Source organism: Spiroplasma endosymbiont of Melieria omissa (assembly GCF_964031175.1).
GTDB lineage: Bacteria > Bacillota_I > Bacilli_A > Mycoplasmatales > VBWQ01 > Spiroplasma_E > Spiroplasma_E ixodetis_A.
On sequence record NZ_OZ035012.1, the window covers coordinates 1581013 to 1595875 of the forward strand.

Annotated in this window: 21 protein-coding genes and 2 pseudogenes; 11 read left to right on the forward strand and 12 right to left on the reverse strand. The window is 22.4% G+C overall.

The window, feature by feature from the left end:
* Positions 1-195: 195 nt before the first annotated feature.
* Complete coding sequence (locus tag ACQH26_RS10410) at positions 196-480, forward strand: hypothetical protein (RefSeq protein WP_425382457.1); 285 nt, start codon at positions 196-198, stop codon at positions 478-480.
* A gap of 125 nt (positions 481-605) precedes the next feature.
* Here ACQH26_RS10410 and ACQH26_RS10415 read toward each other — a convergent pair whose 3' ends face one another.
* A complete protein-coding gene (locus ACQH26_RS10415) occupies positions 606-824 on the reverse strand; it encodes a hypothetical protein (protein WP_425382458.1) in 219 nt (72 codons plus the stop codon).
* 17 nt (positions 825-841) lie between these two features.
* The gene (locus tag ACQH26_RS10420; RefSeq protein WP_425382459.1) at positions 842-1741 is read right to left on the reverse strand and encodes a hypothetical protein; all 900 of its coding nucleotides are present in this window, start codon (positions 1739-1741) and stop codon (positions 842-844) included.
* Positions 1742-2034: 293 nt separating this feature from the next.
* On the opposite strand from ACQH26_RS10420, the gene ACQH26_RS10425 reads away from it, so the two are divergent.
* Positions 2035-3168, forward strand: a complete 1134-nt coding sequence (locus tag ACQH26_RS10425) for an Mbov_0401 family ICE element transposase-like protein (protein WP_425382460.1) — start codon at positions 2035-2037, stop codon at positions 3166-3168.
* Positions 3169-3381: 213 nt separating this feature from the next.
* On the opposite strand, the gene ACQH26_RS10430 is transcribed toward ACQH26_RS10425, so the two are convergent.
* Entirely contained in the window at positions 3382-4620 is a 1239-nt protein-coding gene (locus tag ACQH26_RS10430; RefSeq protein ID WP_425383069.1) for an IS256 family transposase, read from the reverse strand.
* Positions 4621-4718: 98 nt separating this feature from the next.
* On the opposite strand from ACQH26_RS10430, the gene ACQH26_RS10435 reads away from it, so the two are divergent.
* Entirely contained in the window at positions 4719-4931 is a 213-nt protein-coding gene (locus ACQH26_RS10435; protein ID WP_425382454.1) for a hypothetical protein, read from the forward strand.
* A 116-nt stretch (positions 4932-5047) separates the two neighbouring features.
* Positions 5048-5287 (forward strand): hypothetical protein, encoded by a 240-nt coding sequence (locus tag ACQH26_RS10440; RefSeq protein ID WP_425382455.1) that lies wholly within the window; start codon positions 5048-5050, stop codon positions 5285-5287.
* 1 nt (position 5288) lies between these two features.
* Here ACQH26_RS10440 and ACQH26_RS10445 read toward each other — a convergent pair whose 3' ends face one another.
* The 3 genes from ACQH26_RS10445 to ACQH26_RS10455 all read right to left on the reverse strand — a co-directional run bounded on the left by ACQH26_RS10445 (position 5289) and on the right by ACQH26_RS10455 (position 6542).
* A complete protein-coding gene (locus ACQH26_RS10445) occupies positions 5289-5768 on the reverse strand; it encodes an IS630 family transposase (RefSeq protein ID WP_425382307.1) in 480 nt (159 codons plus the stop codon).
* 71 nt (positions 5769-5839) lie between these two features.
* Positions 5840-6142: a transposase gene (locus ACQH26_RS10450; protein WP_425382461.1), complete on the reverse strand. Its 303-nt coding sequence runs from the start codon at positions 6140-6142 to the stop codon at positions 5840-5842.
* Between the two features lie 40 nt (positions 6143-6182).
* Positions 6183-6542, reverse strand: coding sequence for a helix-turn-helix domain-containing protein (locus ACQH26_RS10455; protein ID WP_425381863.1), 360 nt, complete (start codon positions 6540-6542; stop codon positions 6183-6185).
* Between the two features lie 482 nt (positions 6543-7024).
* On the opposite strand from ACQH26_RS10455, the gene ACQH26_RS10460 reads away from it, so the two are divergent.
* On the forward strand, positions 7025-7309 hold the full coding sequence (locus ACQH26_RS10460; protein WP_425382457.1) for a hypothetical protein: 285 nt from the start codon (positions 7025-7027) through the stop codon (positions 7307-7309).
* Positions 7310-7668: 359 nt separating this feature from the next.
* Here the strand turns inward: ACQH26_RS10460 and ACQH26_RS10465 are convergent, their stop codons facing one another.
* Positions 7669-8568 (reverse strand): hypothetical protein, encoded by a 900-nt coding sequence (locus ACQH26_RS10465; RefSeq protein WP_425382459.1) that lies wholly within the window; start codon positions 8566-8568, stop codon positions 7669-7671.
* A 293-nt stretch (positions 8569-8861) separates the two neighbouring features.
* On the opposite strand from ACQH26_RS10465, the gene ACQH26_RS10470 reads away from it, so the two are divergent.
* Positions 8862-9995, forward strand: a complete 1134-nt coding sequence (locus tag ACQH26_RS10470) for an Mbov_0401 family ICE element transposase-like protein (RefSeq protein WP_425382462.1) — start codon at positions 8862-8864, stop codon at positions 9993-9995.
* Between the two features lie 213 nt (positions 9996-10208).
* Here the strand turns inward: ACQH26_RS10470 and ACQH26_RS10475 are convergent.
* Positions 10209-10982, reverse strand: a pseudogene (locus ACQH26_RS10475) (IS256 family transposase); the annotation flags it as partial.
* Between the two features lie 119 nt (positions 10983-11101).
* Between ACQH26_RS10475 and ACQH26_RS10480 the strand changes: the two are divergent.
* Together ACQH26_RS10480 and ACQH26_RS10485 are read left to right on the forward strand one after the other, a co-directional pair.
* The gene (locus ACQH26_RS10480; RefSeq protein ID WP_425381863.1) at positions 11102-11461 is read left to right on the forward strand and encodes a helix-turn-helix domain-containing protein; all 360 of its coding nucleotides are present in this window, start codon (positions 11102-11104) and stop codon (positions 11459-11461) included.
* Between the two features lie 40 nt (positions 11462-11501).
* Entirely contained in the window at positions 11502-11990 is a 489-nt protein-coding gene (locus tag ACQH26_RS10485; RefSeq protein ID WP_425381862.1) for an IS630 family transposase, read from the forward strand.
* 3 nt (positions 11991-11993) lie between these two features.
* Here ACQH26_RS10485 and ACQH26_RS10490 read toward each other — a convergent pair.
* Positions 11994-12461: pseudogene (locus ACQH26_RS10490) on the reverse strand (transposase); the annotation flags it as partial.
* A 98-nt stretch (positions 12462-12559) separates the two neighbouring features.
* Between ACQH26_RS10490 and ACQH26_RS10495 the strand changes: the two are divergent.
* Together ACQH26_RS10495 and ACQH26_RS10500 are read left to right on the forward strand one after the other, a co-directional pair.
* Positions 12560-12772 carry a hypothetical protein gene (locus ACQH26_RS10495; protein WP_425382454.1) on the forward strand — a complete coding sequence of 71 codons (213 nt, stop codon included), beginning with the start codon at positions 12560-12562 and terminating at the stop codon, positions 12770-12772.
* Between the two features lie 116 nt (positions 12773-12888).
* Entirely contained in the window at positions 12889-13128 is a 240-nt protein-coding gene (locus tag ACQH26_RS10500; RefSeq protein WP_425382455.1) for a hypothetical protein, read from the forward strand.
* Between the two features lies 1 nt (position 13129).
* On the opposite strand, the gene ACQH26_RS10505 is transcribed toward ACQH26_RS10500, so the two are convergent.
* The 3 genes from ACQH26_RS10505 to ACQH26_RS10515 form a co-directional block, all read right to left on the reverse strand.
* Positions 13130-13609: an IS630 family transposase gene (locus ACQH26_RS10505; RefSeq protein WP_425382307.1), complete on the reverse strand. Its 480-nt coding sequence runs from the start codon at positions 13607-13609 to the stop codon at positions 13130-13132.
* 71 nt (positions 13610-13680) lie between these two features.
* The gene (locus ACQH26_RS10510; RefSeq protein ID WP_425382461.1) at positions 13681-13983 is read right to left on the reverse strand and encodes a transposase; all 303 of its coding nucleotides are present in this window, start codon (positions 13981-13983) and stop codon (positions 13681-13683) included.
* A 40-nt stretch (positions 13984-14023) separates the two neighbouring features.
* Entirely contained in the window at positions 14024-14383 is a 360-nt protein-coding gene (locus tag ACQH26_RS10515) for a helix-turn-helix domain-containing protein (protein WP_425381863.1), read from the reverse strand.
* A 131-nt stretch (positions 14384-14514) separates the two neighbouring features.
* Here ACQH26_RS10515 and ACQH26_RS10520 point away from each other — a divergent pair, with 131 nt between their 5' ends.
* Positions 14515-14862 (forward strand): transposase family protein, encoded by a 348-nt coding sequence (locus tag ACQH26_RS10520; protein WP_425381897.1) that lies wholly within the window; start codon positions 14515-14517, stop codon positions 14860-14862.
* The last annotated feature ends 1 nt before the right edge of the window (position 14863 follow it).

Sequence of the window (14863 nt, forward strand, 5' to 3'; positions counted from 1 at the left end):
ATATAAATAATATTAAATTAAAAAAACAATGATATTAGTCAAAATGAATTATGCAAACTAGATGATAATCAATTTAACTGACTATCTATAACTAATGAACTAGAAAGTAATAATATACCTTCATTAATTCCAGCAGACTGGACATTAGCAAATGGTGAATATGGTAAATATTTTACAAGAGCAATTATTGGAAAAATGAAAAATGAAAATGCTTTAAATTTATATGGTTCAAATAAATCTCAATTATTTTCTAAATTAGAATTTTATAAAGAAATTTCTCAAATTGATAATTTTAATGAATTTGAATTACAAATTGAAAATCCGATTAATAATTTAAATCGGATTGAAATCAGTGGCATTTTTGGTGCTGGTAATTATGATTTAATTTTAATTACTGATAAACAAGAAATAAACTTACAAAATATTAATTTATTTGATAAATATAATGAAAATATTTCTTATATTAACTTAGAGATATAAATTATTTATTAAAATATCCATTAGGATATTTACCATTTCATACTATATCTGTACTATAATATCAATTTTGAAAAGATATATCAAATTTTCTTCTTAATGGTTCATCTGCAAAATATAACTCAAATTTATAATCTTTTTTTTAAAGTATCATTAGGATTAGTTGTCCAAATAGTTTGAACACCTCATTCAACTTGTTTATGTGGAGTTAAAAAATATTTAACTCCACTAACATTATGGGTAAGCATTCCCCCCCCCATGATTAATCCTATTGTTCCAGTTGTAGCACCAGTTAGTGCTAATGCTAATGTTATTTTACTTAAATTTGTTTTTATTCATGTTTTCATATTAAATTACTCCTTTTTTATAAATGAGGTGCAGTTGAATTTATTTCATAAATTTCTGGAACTGAACAATATTCATCACCTAATTTATTTATTTCTTCAGATTCTTGAAAAATATTTTTATTTTTATGGTAAAATTTATGAGCTTGTAATTTCAAATCTTCATGTAAATTTGATGAATGTGAAATTAACATTTCATCCCTTAATCTTTGCAGTTTATCAAATATACTATTGTCTAAATCTTCTTCAAGTTTCAAAAATTCTTGTCGATTTTCTATAAGTAAAAATTCATTTATTAATTCTGGGTTTTCTTCGTCAATTTCATTAATATGAATTCCAGTTAAAAACTTATCAGATAATATGTCATTTTTAAAATTAAATAGTTGTTTTGCTTTTTCTTTTATTATTTTTTTTCTAGAAGTTCAGTTACCAAAAATTGCTAAACATAAAGAATCATTAGATTGGCAAATTTTTTCATAACTTATAAATTTTGCAATGATGTCTTTTTCTGCTTCTGTTCCATCACCATTACCTTTGTATGTTTTTGTTAAATTCAAATTCAACATTGTTAAATCTATAGAAAAAAAATATCATAATTTTGTACTTGATTTATTTGCATAATGTTTACCTAAATAATAAATTTTTGATTTATCATTTTTAACATCAATTCCAGTTTCTTCTAACATTTCATTAATTACTGTTTGATAAGGGTCAAGATTTTCAAGACCTCCAGTGATAGTACCATATTCACTAATTTCTTTATCTTTAAATAATGGATTATTTTCTTTAACTAGTAAATAATAATATTCATTGTTTTTAATAACATAAGGTAATATCGCAACTCCTTGGTTATTGCATCAAGGCTCTTCTACACCATGCATAAAATCAACTTTAACTAATTTTAAAAATTCTGGATTCATTAAATTACTCCTCTATTTTTTAATTTTACTTATAAATTGTACTATTTTTGATTATTTTTACAAGTATGCTTATAAATGCAAAATAAGGCCTAAATTAAAGGTGTTTATTTTGTGAGACCTATACTATTAATTATATGTAACTTGTTTATTATATAGCAAATATGAAAGGATTTTTTTAAATAATTTTTATTTTAGTTAAAATTACACTTATATATGTTTATAATATTAAAGTAAATTATTTTTTTAAATATATTTACAATAAATTTAAAATTTAAAAAAAGTTAGAAGAAAAAATGAATTTTAATATGGATTTTAATTATAAATGAAATTATAAAGAACAATATCCTAAAATTGATAAATTAATTATCGAAAATTTTAAAAATAAATGAGAAAAATGAGATAGAAAAATATTTAAAACAAGAGATAAAAAGAAATATAAAATTGTTGACTATCAATATCGAACTAGAAAAACATTATATGGAATGGTAACTTATAAAAGAAGAATTTATGAATATTTTAATGAAGAATTACAAAAATGAATTCGTGTTTGTTTAGTTGATGAAATACTACAATTACCTAAATATAAAAGAATTGGTGAAGATATTGAAGATACTATTATTGAAAATTTTGCAGATGGAAAAAGATATCGTGATATTTGTGCTATTTGTAAAAAAGCAGGTATTAGTGTTAGTAGTGTTCATAGAGTTTTTAAAAATTTTGAAATAGTTGAAGCAAATCCAGTAAAAGTAAAATTAGAAAAAAATCAACCTATTTTTGTAGCAATTGATGATGGTCATCGAAAATTTTGAAATTTTAAACGTAAAGGTACAAAACATTCTATGCGATTAATAGTAACATATACAGATAATATTAATCACAAAGTACAAAATAAAAGAGTAAAAGCAATTATAAGAAAAACAAGAACTCCAATTGGAGTTAAAAAAACTGCTGAATTTGTTAAAAAACATTGTCAAAAATTTTATGAAAATATTGAACAAGCAAAAATTATTATTTGTGGTGATAGTGCAGGATGAATTAAAGAAGTTGCTGATTATTTAGGTGCAAAGTTTGTTTTAGATAAATTTCATTTAATTAGAACATTATATCTTGGAATAATGGCTGGAAATAAAGAAAAATATTTAGAAGAATATAATCATTGTAAATATTTAATTAATAATGGTCAATATGAACAATTAATTAACTATTTATATAATCAATTAGATAATCATAAAAAAATAAAAAAACAATACTTTAAAAATAATAAAGAAGGTATTGAAAATCAAGGTGCAAAGTGAAATATTGGTTGTTTTACAGAAACTAATATTTGACATGTTTTAAAAGAAATGCTTGGTAATAGAACATATAATATTTCAATTTATATTAAAATGGTTATTTTTAAATGTAATAAGATAAATTTAGAAACATAATTTTATATAAAAATTTCTAATTAAAAATATTTTAATAAAAAATAAGTACTTTACATATACTTAATAAGTTAAGTATTTTTATTGTGTATAAATATTAAATTTATTTTAGTAATTTTTAAAATTAAGTATTTTAGTTGAAATATTTTTTAAAAAATAGTAATATGAATGTACGAGGCTTTTATGTAATCTGTGTATCTTTGTTTTACAAAGTTACTAGTTCAGATTAATTCTATCTTCAAATTTTATCATAAAATGAGCAATTGCTGTATTTCAATTTTGAATGGGCATTGTTCATTTTTTTGTTATATTTTCAATTGCTAAGTAAAATATTTTGAAAACTGCCATATCATTAGGAAAAACTTTTTTATTTCTGATAACTTTTCGTAATTGACTATTAACAGATTCAATAGCATTTGTAGTATAAATCACTCTTTTAATTTCTGGTGGATAACTAATAAAAACCATTAAATTATCTCAATTTTTATATCAAGATTTAGTAATTTGCGGATATTGTTTATTTCATTTACTTTCAAATGATTCTAAAGCTTGCATTGCTTGTTCTTCACTACATGCACTATAAATTGGTTTTAAATCTGCAACTAAGGTTTTTCGATGTTTGTATGAAACATATTTTAAACTATTTCTAATTTGATGAACTATGCATAATTGATGTTCAGTTTTAGGATAAACTGCTTGTATTGCTTCTGACATGCCTGTTAAATTATCACTACAAGCAATCAAAATATCATTTAAGCCTCGATTTTTCATTTCTGTAAAATTAGCTAGTCAAAATTTAGAACCTTCATTTTCACTAATTCATAAACCTAAAACATCTTTTTTGCCTTCTAAATCCACTCCTAATGCTATATAAACTGATTTGTTAATAATGCGTTTATCTTGCCGTACTTTAACTACTATACAATCAAAATAAACAATAGAATAAATACTTTCTAATGGTCGATTTTGCCACGCCTTGACATCATCTATCACATCATCAGTAATTTGACTAATAACACTTTCACTAATATCTGCACCATGATATAACTCTTGCAACTGCATTCTAATATCTGATAAAGTCATTCCTTTGGCATATAGTGAAAGAACTTGTTGATCAAAGCCATCAAATCTTCTCTGTCTTTTTGCAACTATTACAGGAGTAAAATCACTATTACGATCTCTTGGTACATTAATTTCAATTTTACCTTGTTGAGTTATTAATTTTTTTGAACTTATACCATTACGAGCATTTTCACTATTACTATGTTGATTTTTTTCATACCCTAAATAATTTTGCATTTCAGAATTTAACATCTTTTCTACTAATCTTTTTGTTAATTCTTTATATAATCCTCCTTCTTTAAATACTGTTGTTAAATCTTCAGTATTTTCTAGTAATAAATCTACTGCTTTTGATATTGGATCATTATTATTAATACTTTGTTTTTTAGCCATCTGTAACTCACTCTTTCTAGTCATTTAATTATATTTACTAGAATTAATTAAACATAGTTATTTTTGTAAGTTACACAGATTACTAAACATTACCAATTATGAATCAAAATTTTTCAGAAAAAAATATCATATTATTAGAAAATATAGTATTAAAAATTATTGGTTATGGAGTTGCTGGTATTTTGTGTGTACTTGGAATTATAACTATGGCCAGTCACGTATATTTAAAATTACCTTATCCAGATTGATTGATTATTGGTTTAGTTTCTACAATAATTTGTTCACTTGTCTACGTAATTAGTGTCCAATAAAGTGTAACCCATCCAGATGATATGTTTATCTTGCAACTAATAATAGATTTAAAAGTATAGAAATTGAAATAAAAGATGCACCAACAATTGATAGTTTACAAAAATTATTATTAGATATGTTAAGTTATACATATAACTATAATAGAAATTTCGAAGGTGCAGATTATGATGATAAAGGTAAACCAAAAAATAAAATAGCAGAATTAAGAAAAAAATTTGAAGGTCAAAAACCCGATGAAGTAATTACCAACTTATTTAGGCAATGAGAGTTAGATTATCCAAATTATGTTAATTTATCACAAGTTAAAATATTTAAACAAATATTTACTATGTTATCAAAATATATAGCTAACTAAATTAATGTTTACTCATATCTTGAAAAACAAAATCAATCGCTTTTTTAATATTTGGTCAATAATTTGGTAATATTTTTCTTATATTATGTTTTATAGCAAATCAAAAATGTTCAATTGGATTTAAATTAGGAGAATATGGCGGAAGAAATAATAGTTTGCATCCAGCATTTTCAATTAATTGTTGTGTTAATTTAGATTTATGAAACGTTGCATTATCTAAAACTATAATTTGTCCACGCTTTAATACTGGAATTAGTTTATTTTTAACATATGATTCAAAAATTTTACTATTGCAATGTCCTTCAAATGCTCATAAGGCTTTTAATTTACCTTTATTTAGTGAACCAATTATACTCATTCTCTTTATTTTATATGCGGGTTTATTATCAAATAATCTTTTACCTTTTTCAGATCAACCATATTTATAAAATTCATTATCATCAATTCCAGATTCATCAATATATACTAAATCTTCATTCATTATTTTAGCTATTTCTTTTAAAAAATCTTCTTGTTTATTTTTATCTCTTTGTTCATATAGAAAAGTTTTTTTTATATGTATAATTTAGATTTATGAAACGTTGCATTATCTAAAACTATAATTTGTCCACGCTTTAATACTGGAATTAGTTTATTTTTAACATATGATTCAAAAATTTTACTATTGCAATGTCCTTCAAATGCTCATAAGGCTTTTAATTTACCTTTATTTAGTGAACCAATTATACTCATTCTCTTTATTTTATATGCGGGTTTATTATCAAATAATATTTTACCTTTTTCAGATCAACCATATTTATAAAATTCATTATCATCAATTCCAGATTCATCAATATATACTAAATCTTCATTCATTATTTTAGCTATTTCTTTTAAAAAATCTTCTTGTTTATTTTTATCTCTTTGTTCATATAGAAAAGTTTTTTTTATATGTATAATTTAGTTTTTTAAAATAGTTATAAACTGTTTCTTTAGTCATATTTCCAAATTTATCAATTACTTTTTGAACTGTAACATCTTTATTTTCTGCTAAATAATTTTTTAATTCATCTAAATCCTTTATTTTGTGGCTATGTCCTTTTTGATAATTCAAAATTGGTTTTATATGCCCAGTTTCTTTTTTTCTTTTTCTTCATAAAAATAAAGTCTTTCTAGTGATATTGAACACTTTACAAATTTCTTTAATTTTCATATTTTTACTTTCATAAGCTTCTATTACTTTTCTTCGTAAGTCTTCACTGTATGGTTTTGGCATAATTTAATCTTCCTAATCTATTTTAATTATTGCTGAATTGTACTTTTAAATTCAAAAACTGTTTAAATTACATATTATTATTTTACATTATTTATGAGTAAATATTACTTTAGTTAGCTATATTTATTCATCATTATCAATAAATAAAGGATTAAATGATGATAATAAAATTTTATTGCCATATTATTTTGAATTACAATCAGGTCCAATACAACCTAGCGAAAATGATATTTGACAGTATAAAGATATAAAAGTAATATTAAAATCTGTATATTTTGATTTTACATATATAAATAATATTAAATTAAAAAAACAATGATATTAGTCAAAATGAATTATGCAAACTAGATGATAATCAATTTAACTGACTATCTATAACTAATGAACTAGAAAGTAATAATATACCTTCATTAATTCCAGCAGACTGGACATTAGCAAATGGTGAATATGGTAAATATTTTACAAGAGCAATTATTGGAAAAATGAAAAATGAAAATGCTTTAAATTTATATGGTTCAAATAAATCTCAATTATTTTCTAAATTAGAATTTTATAAAGAAATTTCTCAAATTGATAATTTTAATGAATTTGAATTACAAATTGAAAATCCGATTAATAATTTAAATCGGATTGAAATCAGTGGCATTTTTGGTGCTGGTAATTATGATTTAATTTTAATTACTGATAAACAAGAAATAAACTTACAAAATATTAATTTATTTGATAAATATAATGAAAATATTTCTTATATTAACTTAGAGATATAAATTATTTATTAAAATATCCATTAGGATATTTACCATTTCATACTATATCTGTACTATAATATCAATTTTGAAAAGATATATCAAATTTTCTTCTTAATGGTTCATCTGCAAAATATAACTCAAATTTATAATCTTTTTTTTAAAGTATCATTAGGATTAGTTGTCCAAATAGTTTGAACACCTCATTCAACTTGTTTATGTGGAGTTAAAAAATATTTAACTCCACTAACATTATGGGTAAGCATTCCCCCCCATGATTAATCCTATTGTTCCAGTTGTAGCACCAGTTAGTGCTAATGCTAATGTTATTTTACTTAAATTTGTTTTTATTCATGTTTTCATATTAAATTACTCCTTTTTTATAAATGAGGTGCAGTTGAATTTATTTCATAAATTTCTGGAACTGAACAATATTCATCACCTAATTTATTTATTTCTTCAGATTCTTGAAAAATATTTTTATTTTTATGGTAAAATTTATGAGCTTGTAATTTCAAATCTTCATGTAAATTTGATGAATGTGAAATTAACATTTCATCCCTTAATCTTTGCAGTTTATCAAATATACTATTGTCTAAATCTTCTTCAAGTTTCAAAAATTCTTGTCGATTTTCTATAAGTAAAAATTCATTTATTAATTCTGGGTTTTCTTCGTCAATTTCATTAATATGAATTCCAGTTAAAAACTTATCAGATAATATGTCATTTTTAAAATTAAATAGTTGTTTTGCTTTTTCTTTTATTATTTTTTTTCTAGAAGTTCAGTTACCAAAAATTGCTAAACATAAAGAATCATTAGATTGGCAAATTTTTTCATAACTTATAAATTTTGCAATGATGTCTTTTTCTGCTTCTGTTCCATCACCATTACCTTTGTATGTTTTTGTTAAATTCAAATTCAACATTGTTAAATCTATAGAAAAAAAATATCATAATTTTGTACTTGATTTATTTGCATAATGTTTACCTAAATAATAAATTTTTGATTTATCATTTTTAACATCAATTCCAGTTTCTTCTAACATTTCATTAATTACTGTTTGATAAGGGTCAAGATTTTCAAGACCTCCAGTGATAGTACCATATTCACTAATTTCTTTATCTTTAAATAATGGATTATTTTCTTTAACTAGTAAATAATAATATTCATTGTTTTTAATAACATAAGGTAATATCGCAACTCCTTGGTTATTGCATCAAGGCTCTTCTACACCATGCATAAAATCAACTTTAACTAATTTTAAAAATTCTGGATTCATTAAATTACTCCTCTATTTTTTAATTTTACTTATAAATTGTACTATTTTTGATTATTTTTACAAGTATGCTTATAAATGCAAAATAAGGCCTAAATTAAAGGTGTTTATTTTGTGAGACCTATACTATTAATTATATGTAACTTGTTTATTATATAGCAAATATGAAAGGATTTTTTTAAATAATTTTTATTTTAGTTAAAATTACACTTATATATGTTTATAATATTAAAGTAAATTATTTTTTTAAATATATTTACAATAAATTTAAAATTTAAAAAAAGTTAGAAGAAAAAATGAATTTTAATATGGATTTTAATTATAAATGAAATTATAAAGAACAATATCCTAAAATTGATAAATTAATTATCGAAAATTTTAAAAATAAATGAGAAAAATGAGATAGAAAAATATTTAAAACAAGAGATAAAAAGAAATATAAAATTGTTGACTATCAATATCGAACTAGAAAAACATTATATGGAATGGTAACTTATAAAAGAAGAATTTATGAATATTTTAATGAAGAATTACAAAAATGAATTCGTGTTTGTTTAGTTGATGAAATACTACAATTACCTAAATATAAAAGAATTGGTGAAGATATTGAAGATACTATTATTGAAAATTTTGCAGATGGAAAAAGATATCGTGATATTTGTGCTATTTGTAAAAAAGCAGGTATTAGTGTTAGTAGTGTTCATAGAGTTTTTAAAAATTTTGAAATAGTTGAAGCAAATCCAGTAAAAGTAAAATTAGAAAAAAATCAACCTATTTTTGTAGCAATTGATGATGGTCATCGAAAATTTTGAAATTTTAAACGTAAAGGTACAAAACATTCTATGCGATTAATAGTAACATATACAGATAATATTAATCACAAAGTACAAAATAAAAGAGTAAAAGCAATTATAAGAAAAACAAGAACTCCAATTGGAGTTAAAAAAACTGCTGAATTTGTTAAAAAACATTGTCAAAAATTTTATGAAAATATTGAACAAGCAAAAATTATTATTTGTGGTGATAGTGCAGGATGAATTAAAGAAGTTGCTGATTATTTAGGTGCAAAGTTTGTTTTAGATAAATTTCATTTAATTAGAACATTATATCTTGGAATAATGGCTGGAAATAAAGAAAAAAATTTAGAAGAATATAATCATTGTAAATATTTAATTAATAATGGTCAATATGAACAATTAATTAACTATTTATATAATCAATTAGATAATCATAAAAAATTAAAAAAACAATACTTTAAAAATAATAAAGAAGGTATTGAAAATCAAGGTGCAAAGTGAAATATTGGTTGTTTTACAGAAACTAATATTTGACATGTTTTAAAAGAAATGCTTGGTAATAGAACATATAATATTTCAATTTATATTAAAATGGTTATTTTTAAATGTAATAAGATAAATTTAGAAACATAATTTTATATAAAAATTTCTAATTAAAAATATTTTAATAAAAAATAAGTACTTTACATATACTTAATAAGTTAAGTATTTTTATTGTGTATAAATATTAAATTTATTTTAGTAATTTTTAAAATTAAGTATTTTAGTTGAAATATTTTTTAAAAAATAGTAATATGAATGTACGAGGCTTTTATGTAATCTGTGTATCTTTGTTTTACAAAGTTACTAGTTCAGATTAATTCTATCTTCAAATTTTATCATAAAATGAGCAATTGCTGTATTTCAATTTTGAATGGGCATTGTTCATTTTTTTGTTATATTTTCAATTGCTAAGTAAAATATTTTGAAAACTGCCATATCATTAGGAAAAACTTTTTTATTTCTGATAACTTTTCGTAATTGACTATTAACAGATTCAATAGCATTTGTAGTATAAATCACTCTTTTAATTTCTGGTGGATAACTAATAAAAACCATTAAATTATCTCAATTTTTATATCAAGATTTAGTAATTTGCGGATATTGTTTATTTCATTTACTTTCAAATGATTCTAAAGCTTGCATTGCTTGTTCTTCACTACATGCACTATAAATTGGTTTTAAATCTGCAACTAAGGTTTTTCGATGTTTGTATGAAACATATTTTAAACTATTTCTAATTTGATGAACTATGCATAATTGATGTTCAGTTTTAGGATAAACTGCTTGTATTGCTTCTGACATGCCTGTTAAATTATCACTACAAGCAATCAAAATATCATTTAAGCCTCGATTTTTCATTTCTGTAAAATTAGCTAGTCAAAATTTAGAACCTTCATTTTCACTAATTCATAAACCTAAAACATCTTTTTTGCCTTCTAAATCCACTCCTAATGCTATATAAACTGATTTGTTAATAATGCGTTTATCTTGCCGTACTTTAACTACTATACAATCAAAATAAACAATAGAATAAATACTTTCTAATGGTCGATTTTGCCACGCCTTGACATCATCTATAGCTAACTAAAGTAATATTTACTCATAAATAATGTAAAATAATAATATGTAATTTAAACAGTTTTTGAATTTAAAAGTACAATTCAGCAATAATTAAAATAGATTAGGAAGATTAAATTATGCCAAAACCATACAGTGAAGACTTACGAAGAAAAGTAATAGAAGCTTATGAAAGTAAAAATATGAAAATTAAAGAAATTTGTAAAGTGTTCAATATCACTAGAAAGACTTTATTTTTATGAAGAAAAAGAAAAAAAGAAACTGGGCATATAAAACCAATTTTGAATTATCAAAAAGGACATAGCCACAAAATAAAGGATTTAGATGAATTAAAAAATTATTTAGCAGAAAATAAAGATGTTACAGTTCAAAAAGTAATTGATAAATTTGGAAATATGACTAAAGAAACAGTTTATAACTATTTTAAAAAACTAAATTATACATATAAAAAAAACTTTTCTATATGAACAAAGAGATAAAAATAAACAAGAAGATTTTTTAAAAGAAATAGCTAAAATAATGAATGAAGATTTAGTATATATTGATGAATCTGGAATTGATGATAATGAATTTTATAAATATGGTTGATCTGAAAAAGGTAAAAGATTATTTGATAATAAACCCGCATATAAAATAAAGAGAATGAGTATAATTGGTTCACTAAATAAAGGTAAATTAAAAGCCTTATGAGCATTTGAAGGACATTGCAATAGTAAAATTTTTGAATCATATGTTAAAAATAAACTAATTCCAGTATTAAAGCGTGGACAAATTATAGTTTTAGATAATGCAACGTTTCATAAATCTAAATTAACACAACAATTAATTGAAAATGCTGGATGCAAACTATTATTTCTTCCGCCATATTCTCCTAATTTAAATCCAATTGAACATTTTTGATTTGCTATAAAACATAATATAAGAAAAATATTACCAAATTATTGACCAAATATTAAAAAAGCGATTGATTTTGTTTTTCAAGATATGAGTAAACATTACTTTAGTTAGCTATATCACATCATCAGTAATTTGACTAATAACACTTTCACTAATATCTGCACCATGATATAACTGTTGCAACTGCATTCTAATATCTGATAAAGTCATTCCTTTGGCATATAGTGAAAGAACTTGTTGATCAAAGCCATCAAATCTTCTCTGTCTTTTTGCAACTATTACAGGAGTAAAATCACTATTACGATCTCTTGGTACATTAATTTCAATTTTACCTTGTTGAGTTATTAATTTTTTTGAACTTATACCATTACGAGCATTTTCACTATTACTATGTTGATTTTTTTCATACCCTAAATAATTTTGCATTTCAGAATTTAACATCTTTTCTACTAATCTTTTTGTTAATTCTTTATATAATCCTCCTTCTTTAAATACTGTTGTTAAATCTTCAGTATTTTCTAGTAATAAATCTACTGCTTTTGATATTGGATCATTATTATTAATACTTTGTTTTTTAGCCATCTGTAACTCACTCTTTCTAGTCATTTAATTATATTTACTAGAATTAATTAAACATAGTTATTTTTGTAAGTTACACAGATTACTAAACATTACCAATTATGAATCAAAATTTTTCAGAAAAAAATATCATATTATTAGAAAATATAGTATTAAAAATTATTGGTTATGGAGTTGCTGGTATTTTGTGTGTACTTGGAATTATAACTATGGCCAGTCACGTATATTTAAAATTACCTTATCCAGATTGATTGATTATTGGTTTAGTTTCTACAATAATTTGTTCACTTGTCTACGTAATTAGTGTCCAATAAAGTGTAACCCATCCAGATGATATGTTTATCTTGCAACTAATAATAGATTTAAAAGTATAGAAATTGAAATAAAAGATGCACCAACAATTGATAGTTTACAAAAATTATTATTAGATATGTTAAGTTATACATATAACTATAATAGAAATTTCGAAGGTGCAGATTATGATGATAAAGGTAAACCAAAAAATAAAATAGCAGAATTAAGAAAAAAATTTGAAGGTCAAAAACCCGATGAAGTAATTACCAACTTATTTAGGCAATGAGAGTTAGATTATCCAAATTATGTTAATTTATCACAAGTTAAAATATTTAAACAAATATTTACTATGTTATCAAAATATATAGCTAACTAAATTAATGTTTACTCATATCTTGAAAAACAAAATCAATCGCTTTTTTAATATTTGGTCAATAATTTGGTAATATTTTTCTTATATTATGTTTTATAGCAAATCAAAAATGTTCAATTGGATTTAAATTAGGAGAATATGGCGGAAGAAATAATAGTTTGCATCCAGCATTTTCAATTAATTGTTGTGTTAATTTAGATTTATGAAACGTTGCATTATCTAAAACTATAATTTGTCCACGCTTTAATACTGGAATTAGTTTATTTTTAACATATGATTCAAAAATTTTACTATTGCAATGTCCTTCAAATGCTCATAAGGCTTTTAATTTACCTTTATTTAGTGAACCAATTATACTCATTCTCTTTATTTTATATGCGGGTTTATTATCAAATAATCTTTTACCTTTTTCAGATCAACCATATTTATAAAATTCATTATCATCAATTCCAGATTCATCAATATATACTAAATCTTCATTCATTATTTTAGCTATTTCTTTTAAAAAATCTTCTTGTTTATTTTTATCTCTTTGTTCATATAGAAAAGTTTTTTTTATATGTATAATTTAGATTTATGAAACGTTGCATTATCTAAAACTATAATTTGTCCACGCTTTAATACTGGAATTAGTTTATTTTTAACATATGATTCAAAAATTTTACTATTGCAATGTCCTTCAAATGCTCATAAGGCTTTTAATTTACCTTTATTTAGTGAACCAATTATACTCATTCTCTTTATTTTATATGCGGGTTTATTATCAAATAATATTTTACCTTTTTCAGATCAACCATATTTATAAAATTCATTATCATCAATTCCAGATTCATCAATATATACTAAATCTTCATTCATTATTTTAGCTATTTCTTTTAAAAAATCTTCTTGTTTATTTTTATCTCTTTGTTCATATAGAAAAGTTTTTTTTATATGTATAATTTAGTTTTTTAAAATAGTTATAAACTGTTTCTTTAGTCATATTTCCAAATTTATCAATTACTTTTTGAACTGTAACATCTTTATTTTCTGCTAAATAATTTTTTAATTCATCTAAATCCTTTATTTTGTGGCTATGTCCTTTTTGATAATTCAAAATTGGTTTTATATGCCCAGTTTCTTTTTTTCTTTTTCTTCATAAAAATAAAGTCTTTCTAGTGATATTGAACACTTTACAAATTTCTTTAATTTTCATATTTTTACTTTCATAAGCTTCTATTACTTTTCTTCGTAAGTCTTCACTGTATGGTTTTGGCATAATTTAATCTTCCTAATCTATTTTAATTATTGCTGAATTGTACTTTTAAATTAGACTTACTGCATAACTAGTTAACTTTTCATTTTTTTGTTATTATTAAAATAAAATTTGAATAGTTAAGGATAAATTTTATGACATATTTTGAATTAAAAGATAAACCGGATCAATATTTTCGTAAAATAGTTGGTATTAATAAACTAGTTTTTAATGAAATTTTAAATATTTTATTAGATCATCAAAATCTAAAAAATACCACTGGTGGAAGGCCATATAAAATGTCAATAGAAGATAGACTAGTAATGACTTTAAGATATTTATATGAAAATCGTACATATCATAGTATTGGTGCTGAGTATGATATGGTTGATACTACTGCTTTACGAAATATTCGTTCAATTGAAGACATTTTAATAAATAATAATAAGTTTAATAATTTAACAAATAAAAATATTTTTTTAAAAAGAAGAATTCAAAAATAAA